Origin of the sequence: Enterococcus sp. AZ089, assembly GCF_050547225.1 — a bacterium.
GTDB lineage: Bacteria > Bacillota > Bacilli > Lactobacillales > Enterococcaceae > Enterococcus_D > Enterococcus_D entomosocium.
Genome location: NZ_CP172954.1, coordinates 1595631 through 1615776, shown reverse-complemented (window position 1 = coordinate 1615776; position 20146 = coordinate 1595631). Strand labels below are relative to the sequence as shown.

Sequence of the window (20146 nt, the reverse complement as noted above, 5' to 3'; positions counted from 1 at the left end):
ATGTCTGCATATTTGAAGCTTCACTGCTTTTTGCATTGATTTTTTCTCCGCTCATCAATAGTGAGAAAGAACAAAAAAACTGGTACAGAAAGAGTATCTTTCAGTTCCAGTTTCTGGTTTTATATTTCATCCATTCTAAACGTCACAATCGACGTAATTAGATAGACAGATGGGTTTTAGTTGCTTATTTCTCAATTGACTTGCTTTCTCTAATAACTTTGCTATCGTAAGATTTTATGACAATTACCATAAAAAGAATTCAAGATCAAAATTGCTGAAAAAAACTTGTTGTTTCTTAACGACGTTCTAACAACACGACACACTCCACATGGGTCGTTTGTGGGAACAAATCAACAGGTTGGACTTCTTTTGTCACATACCCTTCTTCCGCAAATAACGCGAGGTCACGAGCCAAGGTTGCTGGATTGCAGGAAATGTAGACGATGCGCTCTGGTTTAACCGCAGCAGTCGTTTCGATAAAGCTAGCATCTAAACCTTTGCGAGGTGGATCAACGAAGACGACTGTCGGTTGAATGCCTTCGCGTAGCCATTGCGGCATGATTTTTTCGGCTTTACCGATAAAGTAATGCACGTTTTCGACACCATTTCTTTTGGCATTGGCTTTGGCATCGTTCACTGCTTCAGGAATGACTTCCATCCCTAACACTTCTTTCACGCGATCAGCCAAACTAATCCCGATCGTTCCGATTCCTGCATAAGCATCCACAACGACATCATTTTCAGACAGTTGCGCCATCTCGAAGGCGGTTTGATACAAGACTTCTGTTTGCGCTGTGTTGACTTGGTAGAAAGATTTCGCTGAGATTTGGAAGGTTTTACCTAATAATTGATCATCGATCGATGACTTGCCATACAACACACGCTCGAATTCCCCCATGATCACATTGGTTTTTTCTTCATTGATGTTTTGAATGACAGAAACAACTTCTGGAATCTCTTCGTGGATCACTTCCGCGATTTCTTCTCCTTTGAAGAATTTCGGTTTACGTGTCACTAATACGACCATCATTTCACCTGAGTGATGCCCACGACGAACGACAATGTGGCGTAAGAACCCTTCATGGGCTTCTTCATTGTAGGCTTTGACATTGAACCGCTGCAAAATATCTCTGACTTTGATGATTGCTTGATCGATGTTTGGATCTTGAATATAAAAGTCTTCGATCGGTACCAGAGTATGGCTGTTTTTGCGGTAAAATCCAGTCGTTAATTCCCCATGGATTTTTTGCACAGGGATTTGCGCTTTGTTGCGGTAACCAAATGGTTTTTCCATTCCGATTGGCGCATTGACTGTGATTTCAGGCAATTTGGCGATTTTAGCCAAAACATTCTCTACTTGCTGCTGTTTGAAGGCTAATTGTTTGTCATAGCTCAAATGACTCAATGGAGCGATACCGGTGCGCAACAATGCTTCATTCGGCAATTCTTGCCGATCAGGACTTGCTTGCAACAATTTCATCACTTTGGCAAAACCAAATTTGTTGCCGACTTTCAACACTTTGACTAAGGCACGTTCATTTGGCAGGGTGTTTTCAATAAATAATAAGTACCCATCGACTTTGGCGATCCCATTTCCTTCATGGGAAAGATCCAAAATATCAACTTCAAGTTCCTGATTCTTTTTAACAGGATAATTTTTCATAGATTTCTCCTTTGTGCTTGCTTTCTTCATTTTAAAAAGGAATGGCCGAAATTGCAAGCGGTGCTTATTCTAACGGTTCAACTTGACTTCGAGCAAAAAAGAACCGAAGGAGGGAAATCGGCTGATTGCTTTTTCTGGGTCCTGCGGCGAAGAGCCGCTGCAACACAGGAGCAATCCCTTTTCCATCCTTCGGAAAATCGAACAGATCAGAAGTGTTTAAAACTTTTGATCACTGTTTTAGTTATCAGTTATTTTTCTTTTTCTGTGATTTTTCCCGTTCGCTCTTGTTCAAGATTTGTTTTCTTAAACGAATGCTTTCTGGTGTTACTTCACAGTATTCATCATCATTCAAGAATTCCAGTGATTCTTCCAAAGAAAGAATACGAGGTTTCTTGATAACTGAGGTTTGGTCTTTGTTTGCAGAACGGACGTTGGTCATTTGTTTTGCTTTCGTGATATTGACCGTTAAGTCTTTGTCACGAGAGTTTTCACCAATGATCATTCCTTCGTACACTTCGGTACCTGGTTCAACGAAGACCGTTCCACGTTCTTCAATACTCATGATCGAGTAAGTCGTTGCTTTTCCTGTATCGATCGATACAAGTGCGCCTTGATGACGGCCACCAATTTGTCCTTGGATCATTGGCAAATATTGATCGAAGGTGTGGTGCATGATGCCGTAGCCGCGAGTCATTGATAGGAATTCTGTCGTGTAACCGATCAAGCCACGAGCTGGTGCCAAGAAAATGATCCGTACTTGTCCATTCCCTGTATTGATCATATCTTGCATTTCTGCTTTACGCATTCCCAATGATTCGATTACTGATCCCATGTATTCTTCTGGGGTATCTATTTGCACCCGTTCAAATGGTTCGCATTTCACGCCATCGATTTCGCGTTCGATAACTTCTGGACGAGAAACTTGCAATTCAAAGCCTTCACGACGCATATTTTCGATCAAAATTGACAAATGAAGTTCGCCACGTCCAGAAACGATCCATGAGTCAGGTCCGATTGGATCCACACGCAATGAAACGTCTGTTTGCAATTGCGCCATTAAGCGTTCTTCAATTTTACGAGCTGTTACGAATTTTCCTTCGCGACCCGCAAATGGTGAATTGTTCACGATAAAGGTCATTTGCAAAGTTGGTTCATCAATGTGTAAAACAGGTAATGAATCTTGATGATCGATTGGTGTAACAGTTTCACCAACGAAGATATCTTCCATCCCAGAAACGGCAATCAAATCACCGGCTTTGGCTTCTTGGATTTCCAAACGTTTCAAACCGAAGAAACCGAAAAGTTTCGTCACACGGAATTTTTTAACTTCTCCGTTTAATTTCATCAATGCAACTTGGTCGCCGACTTTGATTGATCCGCGGAAGACACGGCCAATACCGATACGTCCAACGTAGTCATTGTAATCAAGCAATGATACTTGGAATTGCAATGGTTCGTCGCTGTTGTCGATTGGCGCTGGAATATGTTCGATGATCGTATCAAACAATGGTGCCATCGTTTTTTGTTGATCAGCAGGATCATCTGATTCACTTGAAGTTCCGTTAATCGCAGAAGCGTAGATCACTGGGAAGTCCAATTGGTCATCGTCGGCACCTAATTCGATAAATAGTTCTAAGACTTCATCGACAACATGCTCAGGACGAGCAGATGGTTTGTCGATTTTGTTGACAACTACGATTGGCACTAAGTGTTGTTCCAACGCTTTTTTCAATACGAAACGTGTTTGAGGCATCGTTCCTTCATAAGCATCAACAACCAAAACAACACCATCGACCATTTTCATGATCCGCTCTACTTCACCACCAAAGTCCGCGTGTCCTGGGGTATCCATGATATTGATTTTTGTACCGTTGTATTCAACCGCTGTATTTTTCGCTAAGATCGTGATGCCACGTTCTTTTTCGATCGCATTTGAATCCATCGCCCGTTCTTGTAATTGGGTATGGCTATCTAACGTTTGGGATTGTTTCAATAATTCATCAACTAATGTAGTTTTTCCGTGGTCAACGTGGGCAATAATAGCGACGTTGCGGATATCATTTCTAATATTCAATTTATAAACTCCTTTTTTGGTGACATTGCACTCGACAAGCCATTATACCAGAATTTCTTTCTGAAATATAGTGCAAAGTTTTCATTTTTACAGAAAAAGCAGACATCTTAGCGATATCTGCTCCAATTTATCCTCGTTTTGGCATAGAATGCCTTACGGGAAACAGCAATTTCAGTTCAAACCAGCCATCTTCTGTTTGGATCACCATCGTTCCTTTGTATTTATTCACCGTTTCGCGGACACTTTTTAATCCATACCCATGAAAATGTTTGTCTTTCTTGGTAGTGATCGGCAAGCCGTTTTCAAACGTTAAGGGTTCTTCGTAGCGATTTTCTAGGCAGATCAAAAGCATCTCCCCTTTACGGCTGATTTTCAATTGAATCAAGCGATTATCTTCTTTGGTGATTTTGCGGACACTTTCAATGGCATTGTCGATAATATTACCAAAAAGCGTACTGATATCCACTGAATTCATAAAAGAAAGGCTTGCCCCATCTGCAATCACGGTGAAGGTGATTTTTTCTTTCTGACAAAAGATTTGTTTTCCTGTCAAAACAATATCTAACACACTATTGCCAGTGTCCATCCTTAAGTCATACGAGTTGATTTCTTTTTCCATGACAGCCAAATAATCCTGTGTCTCCTGTGAGAGAGGATCATTTTTCAAAATATTGATCAAGTGTTTCAGGTCGTGATACTTTTGATTAATGATCTCAATGCTTCTTTCCGAGGTTTGATAATTGATCATTTGATTTTTTAGCAAGCTTTCTAACTTCTGAACCTCAAATTTTTGTTTCATTTCATTCAATTGAACGTGGTAGGCAAACAGCAGCGCCACTCCCCCAAAATCCACCATCGTTCGAATATTAAAAATATCTCTAGCCATGCTGCCACTAAAAGGAGTATTTTGATACACATAGCTGATATTGCTCATGGTGAAAACAACGATCACGATAATCATCACCGAAGTGATTTCTCGATAGGTGATCACTTGTTCGGCACTTTCGATCACAAATCGTTTTTCCAATTTGTACAAAAGGCCTAACAGCATACTGCATCCCAAAAAAATAAACGCATAGGTCCCGATATAATCGAAGGAAACTTTGAAATCCAGTACAAGGAAATAGTAGATTTGATACGTGAGTGATGCAGCAAATTCACCTACGATAAATGCCCGTGCAGTGAAATACAAGGCATTTTTCCACGGAATCTCAGCAGTGGTAAAAAGAAATAGAAACATTATAAGTGCTGAAATGATAATGATCGGAATAAAATAGACTTGTGAGACATCGGCATTGATGATTTCCATATGCAGATACAAGATCAAAAGGAATACAAAGACCCGCCCAATTTTTTTCTTGGTTAGCTTCTCTGTTTTCGTCAGTAATACGAAAAGTAAGGTACTCATCCAATAAGCGATCGCATAAAAAATACCTGGAGTTTCTGATAGTTGATACGGGGACAAAATTGCTTCACCTCATCTAATAGTCATTTAGACATGCCATTGTTTCGCCAGTGTATCCATGATCAATTTGCGTTTTCCTCGGCTGATAGGCAACTCTGCTTCTCCAACGATCACAGTCGAATGATTAATACCCGTGATATGCCTCAGATTGACAATAAACCCACGATGGATCCGTAAAAAACGATCTGGTTGTAACTGCTGTTCCAATTCCCGCATGACACCGATCGATTCTAATTCTTGATCCGTTAATTTAAAAATCAATTTATGTCCTTGGCTTTCCACGTACTGAATCGCGTCTTGATTGACGCGATAATAATTCTGTCCGGCTTTAATACGCAGAAAACTGTCTTCTTTCATCTTCAGTCGCTTGATTGTTTTTTTTAAATACTCCGACAACGAATAATAATTAAAGGGTTTAAGGATATAGCCAATTGCATTGACATCATAGCCTTTGACTGCATATTGCGCCGTACTGGTAATAAAAATGACGAAGACATCGGAATCCCGCTTGCGAATTTCCTCGATCGCTGACATTCCATCGATCAATGGTAGATGGATATCCATCAACAGCAAATCAAATTCCGAGTCATAACGCTCTACGAAATCATACCCATCATGAAAGGTTTCTACTTGAAAAACGACTCCTTCTTTTTCTTGAAAAGTTTGTAAATAAGACAAGAGCTGTTGCCGATATTCTTCTTGATCTTCCACGATTCCAACACGGATCATGCGCTCACCAGCCCGCTGCGTTTTTTTATAGTCATAGTATTCAATCTCCCTCCTCATAAAAAGTAAAGCGTTTTTTTTGTCGTTTTTCTTTTTTTATTTTAACATAGTTCGTTATTTGTGAATCGATTGTTTTTACGCAGGAAAAGCATAGAGAACGAACGCTTTCACGTCATCTCTATGCTTTATTTTTTATCGCTTTAACCAGTAACTGTTTTCTTCTGTCCAACATCGAAAAAGGCTGCGATGACAGAGATCAACCAAGTGGCTACGAAGATAACGATGATCATGATGGCTTGTGAGCCCGCATCGAACGCCGCTTCATTGTTCATTTCAAGGTTAGAGCCGAAAATATAGCCAAAGGATTCAAGTCGCATGCTGATGAAGCGCACTCCACCTAAGATAATCAATAAACTAGCTACGATACGGCTGATATCAGCTGCCATTAACAGTGATTTGGTTTTTGCATGAAAGGATAACCCAATCGTCAAAAGCAGGAATACTAGCGCTGCTGCTAACAAATACAAAACATTGACTTGCATGTCTTGATAATACGCTTTATTAACGTTGGAGATATACAAGAAGACCAAACTCGTCGTAAGGACGAAAACCAGCAGATAGATATACAAACTGATTTTTTGTTTCTTTAGCATTGTCATCATTGTTCCGCTCCCTTCTTCTTCATTGAAATAAAGACATAGCCACCAAAGCTAATAACTGCTACTGCAAGGCCGCCATAGATTCCGACGGTCATGGCTGTCTCCCACCATGGCGTAATTCGGATCGTCTGAACATTTTGGGCGGCACTTTGGGCATAGGCATATAATTGATACTTCATGTTTTCTCTCGCTTGTTCAACAAATTGCGCATCTTGGGCTGCCAAATCAACGGTCAGATAAGGCCAAGCCTCTAAGACATTCGCCATCGTCTCATTTGAGGCAAAATCTGCCATCATCGTAACGCCTGCCATAATAATGGATTCTGGACGGAAGTAGCCGTTGTTGTTGACCATATCTGTCGTCAATAAGCCATTAAAGCCCCACTCTTCTCGTAAAATATTGATCAACAATGGGACAGAATTATTCCCATTCGTTGCACCGATCCGACTGAAGGTCACCATTGCACCTAACGCGCCCGCATCCTCAAATGATCCTTGGAAGGCACGTAAATCGCCTTCACGGGCTTTTTGCTCCGTCATATAAGGCGCGATGCCACTTCGTTGTGTTTCTTGATCATTAAATGCCAGATGTTTTGGACCGATTATGATTCCGTAGTCCAAGGCACCTTTGACTGTATTTGCCGACATATAATTAGACAACATTGGGTCTTCCGAATAGTATTCATGGTTTCTTCCGTTGTAAGGGGTCCGATGAATATTAGCTGCTGTCCCCCAAATCAAGTAATTTCCACTCCATAGACCGTCATTACCAAGTAAGTTGCCCCATTCTTCTGCCAGCTCATGACTAAAGGTGCTGCCGATGATCGTAGCATTTGCCATCGTTCCTAGATGGTAATCAGCATTTTCATCATCTTCATTTAACCCTCGACCACTTAGCGTTGTGCCGAAACCATTCGGACCGTCATTTTGATAAACGAGTGGCGAATTGATTTCTTCAATGACATCACTCGTACTTCCACCTTTAGCGATTCGCGGTATCAAAATGTCTAAAGGAATCTGATTGACTAGCTGATCCCAACGAATATCATCGATGTCAGTGACCCCTGCCATATCAGAAAACATCAATGGGTCTTCGATTCCATCTACATTGGCTTCCCCATTTTCCGTAAATTGATAGTTTTCATTCGCAAGGTTTTGGACCCATTCTTCCACTTTGTCACCGTCGATCGTCAAATCGTCATAGGTTCGAGGAAAAGTTCCTGCCCAATCTTGTCGAGTAAGATAGGTGGCATAGTCTGGTTTGTAGTAGTTGATGTCGGCATCTTCCAGCTGATTCACGATCGCCGTGCCATTTTCAGAATAAGCAAATGTTTCTTCGTCAACGGTTCCTTCTTCACCGATCGCCACACTCACTACCTGAGCTTCATTTCCATCGGTATCATGCCCTTTAGCTGCCAATACTGCATTGACGGCTTCGTGTGCTCCATCACCAACAGCAAAATAATAATCGCCGCCATCTAAAATATACCCGCCTAATCCGTCTTTCGCTGTCGAATCCCAGCTAGCCATATATTTCATGTCAACTTCGATCGTAACTGTTTGCGATTCAGAAGGCTCTAATAGCTCTGTTTTCTCAAATCCGATGAGATTGACAGCTGCCTTTTCGATGTTTTGCTCACGATTATAGTCCGTGTATGGCGCATTAAAGTATAGCTGACTAGCAAATTTACCGCTTACATTTCCTGTATTGGTAACAGTCACTGTCGCAGTTACTTTATTGTTTTCTTCGTCGATATCGATCGCATCTAAACGCTGGTCAAAGGTCGTATAAGAAAGACCAAACCCAAAATCATAGGTCACTTCATTGGCATAATCCCAAACGTCTGCCCCATCGATCGCACCGACGTTGCTATCGGCTTGTCCAGCACCGATCACTGTATCATAATAGCGGGTTTCATAATATTTATAACCGGTATAAATTCCTTCGGCTTGGATCAAGTAGTGGTCGGCAGCTAATGACGCATCCCCACCAAAGCTTCCTAAAGGAGAAGTTGCTGGCAGTTCCCCCATCAAGGATTCCTCAAAACGAATTTGAGATAGATCATCCAACTCAATTTTACCAAAATTCTGCATCGCAGGGGAATTCGCAGTTGCAACAGCATAGGTGTCCGTCAAGCGTCCTGAAGGATTGACTGCTCCCGTCAAAATATCGGCAACACCTAAGAAGCCATAAGCACCAGGGAACCCAACGTACAAAATAGCATCGATGGCATCGTCTTTTTCCAGCTCGTCGATTTCCATCGTCGAACTGCTGTTGATCATAACGATCACGCGATCGAAGTTTTCTTTCGCAAGCTCAATCAAGGCTTTCTCATTTTCAACTAGACCTAGCGGCGTATCCGTACCATAAACTTCTTGATCGATGCCTTTTTCTCCAGGATAGTAATCACTGCCCTCAGAGCCTGGTCGTGAAATCACCACAATGGCGGCATCATTATACTCAGCAAAGCTTTCTGTAAAGTCGGAATCATCATTTTGTGCCGTCTCATAAAGATCTGTTGCTGGTTCAGATGGTTCATAAGGGGTTGAAAAATTAGCTGGACGATGCCCGTAGATCGGAACGGTATTCCCAAAACGCTCAAAAGAGCCGGTCTGGATCTCCCCCAGACCATTGTAGATCTCCGTCATCGTAGGATTTAATTCAAATCCTCGTTCCTCTAAAGCTTCTTGCAGATTGATTTGGGAATCGCCAACAACGGTACTCCCCATTGTCCCACCTAAAAATGGATAAGCACTCCCCATCCCCAACAAGGTGACCCGATTCTCTGTTTCCGCTAGGGGCAACGCTTGATTTTGATTTTTTAATAAAACGGTCCCTTCTGCTGACATTCGTTCACCCAGGTCACGATGTGCTTGGATCAGCTCCGCACTAGTTTCGTAATCAGAAGTGAATTTGTCATCATTGATGATTTTGGTACTTGAAGTCCCAAGGGCACCATCAATGATCGGGCGCCACTGATCTGCAACGCCGGTCAAGCCCATCAAAGCACCTGACATCGATAATGACAGTGCAGTCATCCCTCTGCATAGTCGTGATAGATTTTGATTCATGTAGATTTCCTCCTTTTTTCAACTCATGTTTTCCCTTTGGATATGTTTCTTGAATGGTATTTTCTTATCTACTCCCTCCTTTAGGTTTTCATCGCTTCTTGCGATTGTTTTGCCCGTTGTTCTTCTAAAATCAATCGTTCTTGGGGATCGATCCATTCTCCGCCAGATTGGAGAACCTTTTCCTTCTGACTAGCTAAGATCAGCGCCTGATCTTCTTTCGTGTGCTTTTCTACGGTTAGAAAAAGGAGCAAGATCGCAATACCCGCATAACAAATCAACTCAAACCCTAAAAATGCCCAAACAAGAACGGACGAAACTTGTGCGTTTTGGGTGACAGCAGTCGGGTCATAGCCGCTGAGCGTCAGCAAACTGTTGACTAAGGCATTCCCAACCCCTGTCAGACCTACCATGATCGAACCGTAAACAGACATCGTAAACCCATCGCTACGAAAGCCATTTTTGGCTTCTAAGTGATCCAGCACATCTGAAAGTAGCGCTAGTGTCACAAACATCGCAGGCACAGCACCGATCCCTTTTAAAACCAAACCGATGGCAACCGTTGTGAAATCATGGACATCGATAAAACTGATCAGGCCACCTACCACAGCAAAAACGATCCCTAGCAAAACGGAATTGCGTTTACCCAGTTTGTTTGCCAGCGGCCATGCCACCAACATCCCAATTGCGGTCGGTAAACCAGCGATCAAACCTAGTGAGCCCATTGCGACACCGGCAGAGGCTTCGTCGACCACGGAACTAAACATCCAGCGAGCGTAATACCCCATCGATCCGTTTTTTACGAGCCCACCGAACTGGAACAAGAAGAAGTAAGAGATGATCAACCACCAATACTTATCCGAAATACAGGCGGAGAACTGCTTTTTCAAAGAAATCTTCTCTTCTTTGATCGCTAGTTTGGCGTTTTCTTCAGTGATTCGTTCTCGGGTAAAGTAATACTCTAAGAAAATGGCTAGAAACGTCGTGACACATAAAAAGATCATCATCACGCGCCAGTTGTTATAGCTAGCTGCTCGATCGATCACACCCTCCGTCGAAACGAAAAGATAGCTTTGTAACAAGATCGGCACTAAGATACTTCCGCCTAACCCGACAGCCGCTACACCCGAGGCATTAGAAAATGTCGCTAATTTGCCGCGCTGATTACTATCTCGTGTGGATAAGGCGACCATGGAACTATGTGCTGTGTAAAAGAATGGATAGGCTACGGCGTAATAAAAATTATAGGAAAACGCCAGCCAGATCATCTGTAACGTCGGGGATGCGTTCGTTGGTGTAATGAATAGAAATACGATCGCTATCACCAATAACGGTGCAGAAATCAACATATACGGTCGAGCTTTTCCCTGGCTGGTTCGCGTATTATCGATTAATCGACCAACGAATAAGTTACCCAAAATGACAAAGACCACTGAGATTAATGGTAATAAGGCTGAAAAATGCCCGAACTGATTTGTATCTGTCCAACCAATCACATCTGAATAATAACGGTTCAAATAGGCACCGAAGATCGCATTGGAAAGCAATGCCAAAAAAGGCCCAATAAAATATCCTAGAAAAACTTCTTTCTTTTCGACTTTTGCGGTGGTGATTTTAGTCTTGAAGGCGGGCGCTTCAAAGAGTGTTTTGACTTTCATGCGCTGCTTCCTCCTATTGCTTCTGAAAAATGATACTGTCCGTTGGTCAACTGATGGCGCTGACCACTAGGCATTTGTAAATAAGCGGTCGTCCCGATAGGTACCTGCACTTCAATCGAAAAGTAACCATCAGCGATCTGCCAATTGCTGATAATTTCGCCATAACTACACCTTACTTTCGTCTTGGCAAAGGTCAGATCACCACCAATGATCGGTCGCACAGTGAACGCTTGATAGCCGCCTTTGATCGGTTCGATCCCGGCGATCCGCCGATAGAAAAAGTCGCCGACTGCCCCGCTGGCATAATGATTGAAGGAAACCATTCCATTGGTTCCATCATCGGCACCCGTATTACTAGTACCGTCTTCTCTCAAGGCATCCCAGCGTTCCCAAATCGTTGTGCCGCCAGCTTTTACTTGAAAAAGCCAAGATGGGCAGGTATCTGTTAAAAGCATTCGATAGGCTTCTTCTACATACCCATTATCTGCCAATGCAAACAAAATAAACGGGGTACCAGGAAAACCGGTGCCGATATGATATTCGTTTTCTCGTACCAAACGTGCCAGGTTGGCTGCCGCTTTTTTCGCATCTGTCTCTGAAAGCATTTGGTAATAAAGCGGTAAGACATACGCAGTTTGAAATTCTTTTTTCACACGGGCATCTTTGTCCATCAGTAATTGGCGATAAGCAGTGGATGTTTCATGAAAAATTTTCTGATAGTACGTGCTATCTTCAGAATAGCCCAAGATCGTTGCAATCTGTGCTAAAAGATTGCTGGTGTTGGCAAGGCTAGCCGTGCCTGTCCATTTGCCCCGCAGCATCCACGTCCAAAGTTTGCCTTCAGGGGCGACCCAATCGCCATAATGATGCAGCAAACGCCAAATTCGTCGGTGCTTGCCAAAGGAAAACAGTTGTGCCCAAAACAGACACGCTTTGTGGTATTTCTTCATCGCATGGTATGTGGTGCGCAGGATTTCTGGATCACCACTACTTAAGTACTCCGCCCATGGAACCAAAATCACGGCATCTCCCCAGTGATCAACGGCCATTGGGATCATGATCTCCCATTGAAAAGGCACGACCACCAGCGGTACGGTTACTGGAATTCCGCCACTTTTTCTTTGTTCTGAACGGACATCTTGAAGCCACTTCTCATAAAAACGACGCATATCAAAGTTAGTAGAAGCCGTTCGAGCAAACAAAGCAATATCCCCGGTCCAGCCCATTCGTTCATCCCGTTGGGGGCAATCGGTGGGAATATCGACAAAATTAGATTTTGCTCCCCACAAAATGTTGCTTTGCAGCTGATTCAACTGAGGATTAGAACAAGTAAAAGAGCCGGTTTCCCTTACGTCAGAATACAAAGCGATTCCTTCAATGGTGATTGCTTCTGGATCGATTCCTTCGACACTCAGATAGCGAAAGCCCATGTAGGTCAACCGTGGCTGATAGACTTGCTTTCCCTCCTTGCAGGTGTAAATAATTGCTTGCTTCGCAGTCCTGAGCGGTTCGGTAAACAGTTCGCCATCCATCAAAATTTCAGCATGTCTGATCGTTAGTTTCTGACCTTCATTTCCTTGAATGGTCAGCTTGACAATACCGGCAAAATTTTGCCCCATGTCATAGAGCCATTTTCCACTCGGTGATCGTGTCATTGACGTTGGCTCAAAAACCTCATGCTCTCGCACAGGTACACCAATTTGGGCAATGATCCGCGGCTTGATTTTGACTGTTTCAAGGGAAGCTGGTTGCCACGAGCGTTGCGTTTCATGGAACCGTGCATCGTAAATTTCGCCGTTGTAAAATTCCGCCTCTTTTAACGGACCCTCCATTGCTGTTTGCCAGTTTGTATCAGTAACGATCTTCTCAAAAGACCCATCACTGTATTCAATGTGAACCTCCGCTAAAAAGGCTTGTCTTTTGGCATAGACGCGGTTGCGTCGTGCGTAGGTAAACGCACCAGAAGCCCATCCTCCTGCCACGACAACTTCCATTTCGTTGCTCTTTGCCAACTGTTTTGTGATGTCATACGTTTGATACTGCAACTGATGTTTATAAGAGGTGAAACCTGGAGCAAAATAGTCGCGACCAATTTTTTCTCCATTCAGGGTCATCTCATAGATCCCTAACGCTGTGGCATAAATCCGTGCCTTGACAACTGACTTTTGACAGGAAAAGGTATGTTTGAAGTACATCGGTTTTGGCGATGCTTTCTTCTCCGTAAAACGATAACTTCCATTGGTGATCCATGATGCTAAAAATGAACCGTCCATCTTCCCCGTCTCAAAATCGCAACTGGCTGCTGCTTGATTTCCTTGATCATCTTCTACTGTCAAATGGACGGTATAGGTGGCGAAAGGCTCCAATGGCGGACCATCGTAATAATGATGGTTCCCACTGGTCGCATCGCACGTCCATTCCCCCAGCGTTAAGACTGCTTTTTTGATCGTTGTGTTTTGTCTTTGACTGGCAACGGTATAGGAAAAACAAGGATTGGACTTATCAGTGACGCATTCTTTTTCTAAATCTTCAACAGTAAAACGCGTAATCTCTAGCATACATCCTCCTTCATTTCGTGTCATTGCTTTTTTTCACTACTTCGTTTATCTGAATGGCTGTACGCTCAGACCTACTTCCGTCAGCTGCCATCAGTTCGATTTCGTTTGCTTCAGAATCAGCTTGCACGATCGCTAGTGCTTCGCCATAATAGGTTTTCGTTTTCGAACCAGTATAGCCTTCTGGGTTGTAAGGACAAGCATGACCTAACCCTAATAGCTTACCGCCTTTGACAGAAACCGCGACTTCATGGTTTTCCATCGGCTTTAAAATGCCGTTGCGGTCGGTATATCGTAAACGAATAAAGGCCAAGCCTCGATGGGAAACAGTCCCACTTTCAGGTTCAAGTGCTAACTGAGTTTCTTTTTGTGCGGTCACTAAAGAACTACGGCCAAGTTCTTGCTCGTTTTCGTCATAAGCAATAACAGTCAATGTGCCACTTTGATAAGTGGTCTTGACGACGGTTCGACAGTCATTTTTCATTTTTTTCTTAACGACGAGCTGATCATTCAGATAAAGAGCGATTTGAGCGGCTCGAGCATAGACTTCTACTTCGGCTTTCTGACCTTCGCAGCCTGGCCATGTCCAAGAGGGCAGCGCATCCGTCAATTTCCATGCGGATGGTGAATGTTTGCCTTTTTGATAAACGGGCTTCACCGCTAAAAGGGGCGTCGCGGTTTTTTCAAATGCCACTTTTGTGTAAAGGGTTTCGCCACCTGCTGCACCGGTGATATCCAAGCGACCGCTGCCAGCGGTCAACCAACCAGCTTGACTGGCATTTTTAGGATAGGCATCTTCATAAACCCATGAACCAATACCGGCTTCACCGATATAGTCCATGCCTGCCCACACGAAATCCCCAATAATACGAGGGTGTTTTTTTGCCAGTTCCAAGAAATAAAAAGCATCCTTACAGAAAGTTTCTGTGCCTAAAATCAGGCGCTTTGGATATTTTTTCAGGTCTTTTTTATAGCGTAAAATGCCGTAATTGTAGCCGGCTATGTCCATATTGGCAAATGATTCATAGGTCGTGCGGTCACTTCCTCTGAGGGTGGCCCCCAACTTCATGGTTTTATCGCCCAACAAACCAGCCAGCTTATTATAAAACTCACTTCCGACAGCTTTTTTCTTTTCTTTTTGGGCTTTTTCATCAGTATAGACCCCAAAGCCTAATGAGCTTAGATAATTGAAAAAGATGTTGACACCACATGTTACCGGTCGCGTTGGGTCCAACCCATGCAAGTGTTCCGTTAACTCTTTCGTCAGCTCGATCCCCCGTGGTTCGGCTGTTTCCGAGACTTCATTCCCCGTCGAATAGAGGATCACGCTAGGATGATTAAAATCTTTGTCCACCATATCAGCAAGATCCTGACGCCACCAATCACTAAAATCATTGGCATAATCGTAACGGGTTTTATGGGTGTACCACATGTCGACATATTCATCCATGACCAGCATTCCCAACTCGTCACAAGCATCAAGTAGTGCTTTTGAGCAAGGATTATGGGCTGAACGAATCGCATTATAGCCAGCTTCTTGCAAGAGCTTGACTTTTCGTCTTTCGGCATCTGGAAAAGCAGCGGCGCCTAACAAGCCGTTGTCATGATGTATACAGGCCCCTTTTAAGATGCGACGAACCCCATTGATCAAAAGCCCCGCTTCCGGGTCCCAAGTCAAGGTCCTCAGTCCGAAACGTGTCTGGTATTGACTCCCTTCGTACTCAACTTGACACTCGTATAAATTGGGTTCTTCTGGCGACCATGCCCTCGCTTTTGGTAGCGGCAGGTTGATCTGTGCTGATCCTTCGATCGAGACATTCGTCCTTGCGATCACTTCTTCCCCATCGACAATCGAGACCCGCGCTTCGCCGTTACTGTTGGATTTTAAAGTCAATGAAATGACTGGTGGTTTTGTTGATACAGTAGTGATTTTTATGCCATTTAGCAAAAGATGCTTTTTCGGTAAAACCAGCAGATTGACGGGACGGTAAATCCCTGTGCCAGTGTACCAGCGACTATTTGGCTGATCGGCATTTCGGGCAATGACCTCAATGGTATTTTCCGATCCAAAGTGCAAGAACGCATCCGCTTCGACATAAAAGTTGGTGTATCCGTATGGACGAAAACCAGCCTTTTTTCCATTGATGATCACTTCGGCGTTGCGATAGACTCCTTCAAATTCAAAAACGACTTTTTTATCTTGGTAGTCCTCAGGCACGAAAAATGTTTTCTTATAGAGGTAATCAAGTCCTTCATACCAGCCGATGTTGGCAGCGCCTAAACTCGATTCGCTTCGTGGCTCTTCGCGCATTGCATCATGTGGGATGGAAACAGGTTTCTGATTGTTTGTGCCTAAAACACCACAGACCCAACCTTCATTAAAATTTATGATGTCCAAAAGAATCCCTCTTTCTTCCTCAATTCTTTACGAAACCAATTATAGCGTGCACAACAAGCGAAAAAACGCTTTCTCACGAATGGTCGACTTTTTTGCACGAACGGTTATGATTCTAAAAAGAAAAAGGACAAACCTCATTTATCCGTAAGGTTTGTCCATAGTATTGAAACGATCTCATCTAATATAAGTTGCATCAATTAAAGCCATAAAATTTTTGAGCAAGGTGGTAAAAGCCTAACGAAGCTTTTCGCCCGATGGCTCCTGGAAAATGGACGCCGTGTCCTAAGAGACCGAACCGTAAACGAAAATACAACAGCTGATCTCGAGAGCGAATTAACTTCCAAAGATCCTTTTTCTTTAGCAAACTTTCTTTCGACCCTTCTTTGATCAACAAAATCGTTGAAACAGTTGTGATTGCTTCTAAATATCGTCGCATATAACGAGTGACTTCTTTGCCAGCTTGATCCAGTGAAAGATAGTAATCGATCATTGTCCGATTGACTTTCAATTGCTGATCGATCCGACTGATCATCACTTTTTCATTGACGGACTGATCCGATCGACCAATATAATAGCGATAAAAATCGACATTTAAGTAGACCATTTTTTTGACGTACGGCAATGGTTCATAGACATACAGATTATCTACATAAAAGGTATGTTTGGGCAACTGCAAGTTTGCTTTTTCTAATACGCTTTTGCGATAGATCACTGAGTGCATCAATAGGTACTTACTGAATGGAAAACGCACGTCCGCCCAGCCGAATGGTTTATTTTCTGGCAAGAAGCGTTGATAATGGATGCAACGCTTATTTTTCTTCCACTGGGTTTCATAGACGTAATTGCTGATAACCATATCGATCGAATTTGCCTGTGAATCGCTTGTCAAAAAGGTCAAAATTTGTTGGTAGGCCTCTTCATCTACCCAATCGTCGCTATCTACGATTTTGATGAAGGTGCCACTAGCAACTTCTAAGCCCGTATTGATCGCTTGACCATGTCCGCCGTTTTCTTGATGGACTGCTTTGATTTGCTTTGGGTAAGAACGCTGATAGCGTTCAGCGATCGCTCCGGTTTGATCATGGGACCCGTCATTTACAATAATGATCTCAACGGTTTCCCCTCCTAATAATAATGAATCAATACAGCGTTCCATATAATCTTGCGAATTATAGCATGGAACAATTATACTTAAAGTTTTCACGCTTGATCCCTTCCCCACATTTAACTTTTTTGCTTCTTTCCCCAAAGTGTTGCAGCAGATTTATTTTTGTCTTTTGAAAAACATGAAACCATCAGTGAAGCTGCGATAGTTGTTTCTTATACTTTCTTTGTAGCTTTTTGTTGCGGATAAATGCCCGACAAAGCCCGAAGCTTCCTTTGAAGAAATGCCCATTACACATAACCAACAATTGGTCGATCATTGCCATGCTGACCATCCCATTGGTCATTTTGGCGATGCCACGAAACGGCATGTTCCAAATGAACAATAAGTTTAGATCCAATTTTCCTTTTTTTTCGTTGCGCTTCCTCATGGTATTCAAGACAAGAAAAACCAAACGACCTAGAGGACTTTTTGCCTGCTGCAACTCTGCAATGGTACTGTTTTTGGCTAATGGCTGACCGCTTGATTCTTGCGGTAATGGCTGGTTCAAAAACTGTGCAAAATCATGTAACGTTGCTTGTTCGATCCGCTCAGGATAAATAACTTGTTCGCTTACCGTTCTTGGTCGTAAAGTGGCGGCTTTCTGATCGATCAAAAGCGTGCCTTGAAGTTGGCTCTCTTCACAATTCCCACCAATAAACAGGGTATATTCTCCTGCCTCAACTGCCCAGCAATTTTGTTGGCTGTCATAAACACGAAAGGTCTTATCATCAAAAGGCAATCTGATCGTGCGTTTTTCACCACTGGCTAAGGCTACTTTTTTGAATCCTTTTAATTCTTTTTTCGGTCGCATCAGTTGACTGTCTTTCAAACCAACATACAACTGGACCACTTCTTCACCGTCTCGATTCCCAACATTTTCAATTGTAAATTTTACTTGATTTTCTTCAATGATTAAACCACTATAAGCAAATTCCGTATAACTTAGACCGTAGCCAAATGGAAACAAAACTGGTTTTTTAAACGTGTCATAATAGCGATAACCGACAAACAGTCGCTCTTTGTAATAAGCAAAACGACCTCTTGCTGGGAATTCTTCACCAAACAAAACATCATCATAGGAAGAGGGATAACTTTCTGCTAGTTTTCCGCTCGGATTATACCGACCGAAGATCACATCCAGCATCGCGGAAGCACCGGCTTGTCCACCTAAGTAGCCATGAAGCACACCAACAGCTTTATCTAGCCAGGGCATTTCAACAACCCCTCCCGCAGACAAAACAACGATTACTTTTGCAGTTGTCTGACAAAGTTTTTCGATCAACTGATTTTGATTTGCGGGCATCGCCAACGTCTCACGGTCGATCCCTTCACTTTCATAGCTCTCGTCAAGTCCGGCAAAGACCAGCACAACCTCACAGTCATCTGCTAAAGAAACAGCTTTTTCGATCAATGCTGCTTGTTCTGTTGCTGTTTTACTACTACTTTTTCGGACATAGCCTTGAGCATAACCAGCCATTTCAGGGGTATAATCGGTAATCTTTTCTAAAATTGACTCAACTTGTTTCGCATTTACCATCGAAGACCCGGCACCTTGGTACCGAGGTGTATGCGCAAAATCTCCAATAATCCCGACCTTTTGCTTAGGATTTAAAGGCAAACAGTTGTCTTCATTTTTTAGCAAGATTACGCTGCTTCTGGCTGCTTCTCTTGCGACTGTATGATGCTGTGCCCAATCGATCGCATCTGTTCCAGATTGCTTCTTCGTCTCTGAGAAGACCGCTGCTAGTTCAGCAACCCGTACATCAAGCTCCGACTCAGCCAAACGATTCCTTTCAATTGCTTCAATAATTTCTTGTGCGCCAGCGATCCCTTGCCCTGGCATCGCCAAATGACAGCCATTTCTGACCCCTTCGACATGGTCATTATCCCCGCCCCAGTCGGAGACAACAAAGCCAGCAAATCCCCATTCATCCCGGAGAATCTCTTGTAATAAGCGTTTGTTTTCATTGGCGTAAATGCCATTGATCAAATTATAGGCACTCATGATACTTTTAGGTTTTCCTTCAGTGACGGCGATTTCAAAATTTGTTAAATACATTTCTCGTAATGTCCGCTCATCAACGATGGAATCCGATGCCATTCGTCTCGTTTCTTGACTATTGACAGCAAAATGCTTCGGGCAGGCAATCGTCCCGTTTTCTTGAATACCTCTGATATTTGCAGCCGCCATTTTCCCTGACAAATAAGGGTCCTCACTGAAATACTCAAAATTGCGCCCGCCTTTAGGATTTCGCTTGATGTTCAGACCTGGACCCAAAACGACATCAACCTCTAACGCTTTTGCTTCTGATCCAATACATTCACCAACCTTCGCAGCAAGTTCACAGTCCCAGCTGTTTGCAATTGTTGCCGCCGGCGGAAAACAAGTTGCTGGAACGCTTTCATTCAGCCCCAGGTGATCTGCTTCTCCCACTTGCTTACGAATACCGTGCGGACCATCTGCCATAAAAATCGATGGACAGATCGCTGGTAGCTCATGTGTCTCCCAAGTATTTTTTCCTGAAACAAACAATGCCTTTTGTAAAAGTGTTAATTCTGCAATTTTTTCTTGGCTATTCATCTAAACCCAACTTTCTGCTATGTATAAATCATACGTCTATAAATCTACTAGCAGTAGTTTATCATGGAAACGCCAAGCAATGAGCGTCCTTTCATGAACGGTCGCTTTTTGCTCATGAATAACCAGCCAATTATAAAGATTCTTTGACTCTT

Annotated in this window: 11 protein-coding genes; all 11 read right to left on the bottom strand. The window is 43.0% G+C overall.

Going from position 1 to position 20146, the window contains the following annotated elements:
- Positions 1–295: 295 nt before the first annotated feature.
- The 11 genes from rlmD to IGJ01_RS07445 all read right to left on the bottom strand — a co-directional run bounded on the left by rlmD (position 296) and on the right by IGJ01_RS07445 (position 19994).
- The gene (gene rlmD, locus IGJ01_RS07495; RefSeq protein WP_008381419.1) at positions 296–1663 is read right to left on the bottom strand and encodes a 23S rRNA (uracil(1939)-C(5))-methyltransferase RlmD; all 1368 of its coding nucleotides are present in this window, start codon (positions 1661–1663) and stop codon (positions 296–298) included.
- A gap of 244 nt (positions 1664–1907) precedes the next feature.
- Positions 1908–3737, bottom strand: coding sequence for a translational GTPase TypA (typA, locus tag IGJ01_RS07490; protein WP_005236363.1), 1830 nt, complete (start codon positions 3735–3737; stop codon positions 1908–1910).
- A 127-nt stretch (positions 3738–3864) separates the two neighbouring features.
- The gene (locus IGJ01_RS07485; RefSeq protein ID WP_061054025.1) at positions 3865–5202 is read right to left on the bottom strand and encodes a sensor histidine kinase; all 1338 of its coding nucleotides are present in this window, start codon (positions 5200–5202) and stop codon (positions 3865–3867) included.
- Positions 5203–5229: 27 nt separating this feature from the next.
- On the bottom strand, positions 5230–5931 hold the full coding sequence (locus tag IGJ01_RS07480; RefSeq protein ID WP_087627605.1) for a LytR/AlgR family response regulator transcription factor: 702 nt from the start codon (positions 5929–5931) through the stop codon (positions 5230–5232).
- A gap of 197 nt (positions 5932–6128) precedes the next feature.
- Complete coding sequence (locus IGJ01_RS07475; RefSeq protein ID WP_086317321.1) at positions 6129–6590, bottom strand: hypothetical protein; 462 nt, start codon at positions 6588–6590, stop codon at positions 6129–6131.
- Positions 6587–9658 (bottom strand): glycoside hydrolase family 3 C-terminal domain-containing protein, encoded by a 3072-nt coding sequence (locus IGJ01_RS07470; RefSeq protein ID WP_430601581.1) that lies wholly within the window; start codon positions 9656–9658, stop codon positions 6587–6589. Before IGJ01_RS07470 ends, IGJ01_RS07475 begins: the two co-directional genes overlap by 4 nt.
- 80 nt (positions 9659–9738) lie before the next feature.
- Positions 9739–11313 carry an MFS transporter gene (locus IGJ01_RS07465; protein WP_016611074.1) on the bottom strand — a complete coding sequence of 525 codons (1575 nt, stop codon included), beginning with the start codon at positions 11311–11313 and terminating at the stop codon, positions 9739–9741.
- Positions 11310–13871, bottom strand: coding sequence for a family 78 glycoside hydrolase catalytic domain (locus IGJ01_RS07460; RefSeq protein ID WP_430601580.1), 2562 nt, complete (start codon positions 13869–13871; stop codon positions 11310–11312). The genes IGJ01_RS07465 and IGJ01_RS07460 overlap by 4 nt, the downstream gene beginning before the upstream one ends.
- A 10-nt stretch (positions 13872–13881) precedes the next feature.
- Complete coding sequence (locus IGJ01_RS07455; RefSeq protein WP_430601579.1) at positions 13882–16266, bottom strand: glycoside hydrolase family 2 TIM barrel-domain containing protein; 2385 nt, start codon at positions 16264–16266, stop codon at positions 13882–13884.
- 193 nt (positions 16267–16459) lie between these two features.
- Positions 16460–17470 carry a glycosyltransferase family 2 protein gene (locus tag IGJ01_RS07450; RefSeq protein ID WP_430601578.1) on the bottom strand — a complete coding sequence of 337 codons (1011 nt, stop codon included), beginning with the start codon at positions 17468–17470 and terminating at the stop codon, positions 16460–16462.
- A gap of 91 nt (positions 17471–17561) precedes the next feature.
- Positions 17562–19994, bottom strand: coding sequence for a glycoside hydrolase family 3 C-terminal domain-containing protein (locus tag IGJ01_RS07445; RefSeq protein ID WP_430601577.1), 2433 nt, complete (start codon positions 19992–19994; stop codon positions 17562–17564).
- Between the last annotated feature and the right edge of the window lie 152 nt (positions 19995–20146).

Coding starts and splice junctions, on each gene's coding strand:
- IGJ01_RS07460 (WP_430601580.1), bottom strand. CDS start 13,871: ATGCTAGAGATTACGCGTTTTACTGTTGAAGATTTAGAAAAAGAATGC.
- IGJ01_RS07480 (WP_087627605.1), bottom strand. CDS start 5,931: ATGATCCGTGTTGGAATCGTGGAAGATCAAGAAGAATATCGGCAACAG.
- rlmD (WP_008381419.1), bottom strand. CDS start 1,663: ATGAAAAATTATCCTGTTAAAAAGAATCAGGAACTTGAAGTTGATATT.
- IGJ01_RS07465 (WP_016611074.1), bottom strand. CDS start 11,313: ATGAAAGTCAAAACACTCTTTGAAGCGCCCGCCTTCAAGACTAAAATC.
- IGJ01_RS07475 (WP_086317321.1), bottom strand. CDS start 6,590: ATGATGACAATGCTAAAGAAACAAAAAATCAGTTTGTATATCTATCTG.
- IGJ01_RS07445 (WP_430601577.1), bottom strand. CDS start 19,994: ATGAATAGCCAAGAAAAAATTGCAGAATTAACACTTTTACAAAAGGCA.
- IGJ01_RS07470 (WP_430601581.1), bottom strand. CDS start 9,658: ATGAATCAAAATCTATCACGACTATGCAGAGGGATGACTGCACTGTCA.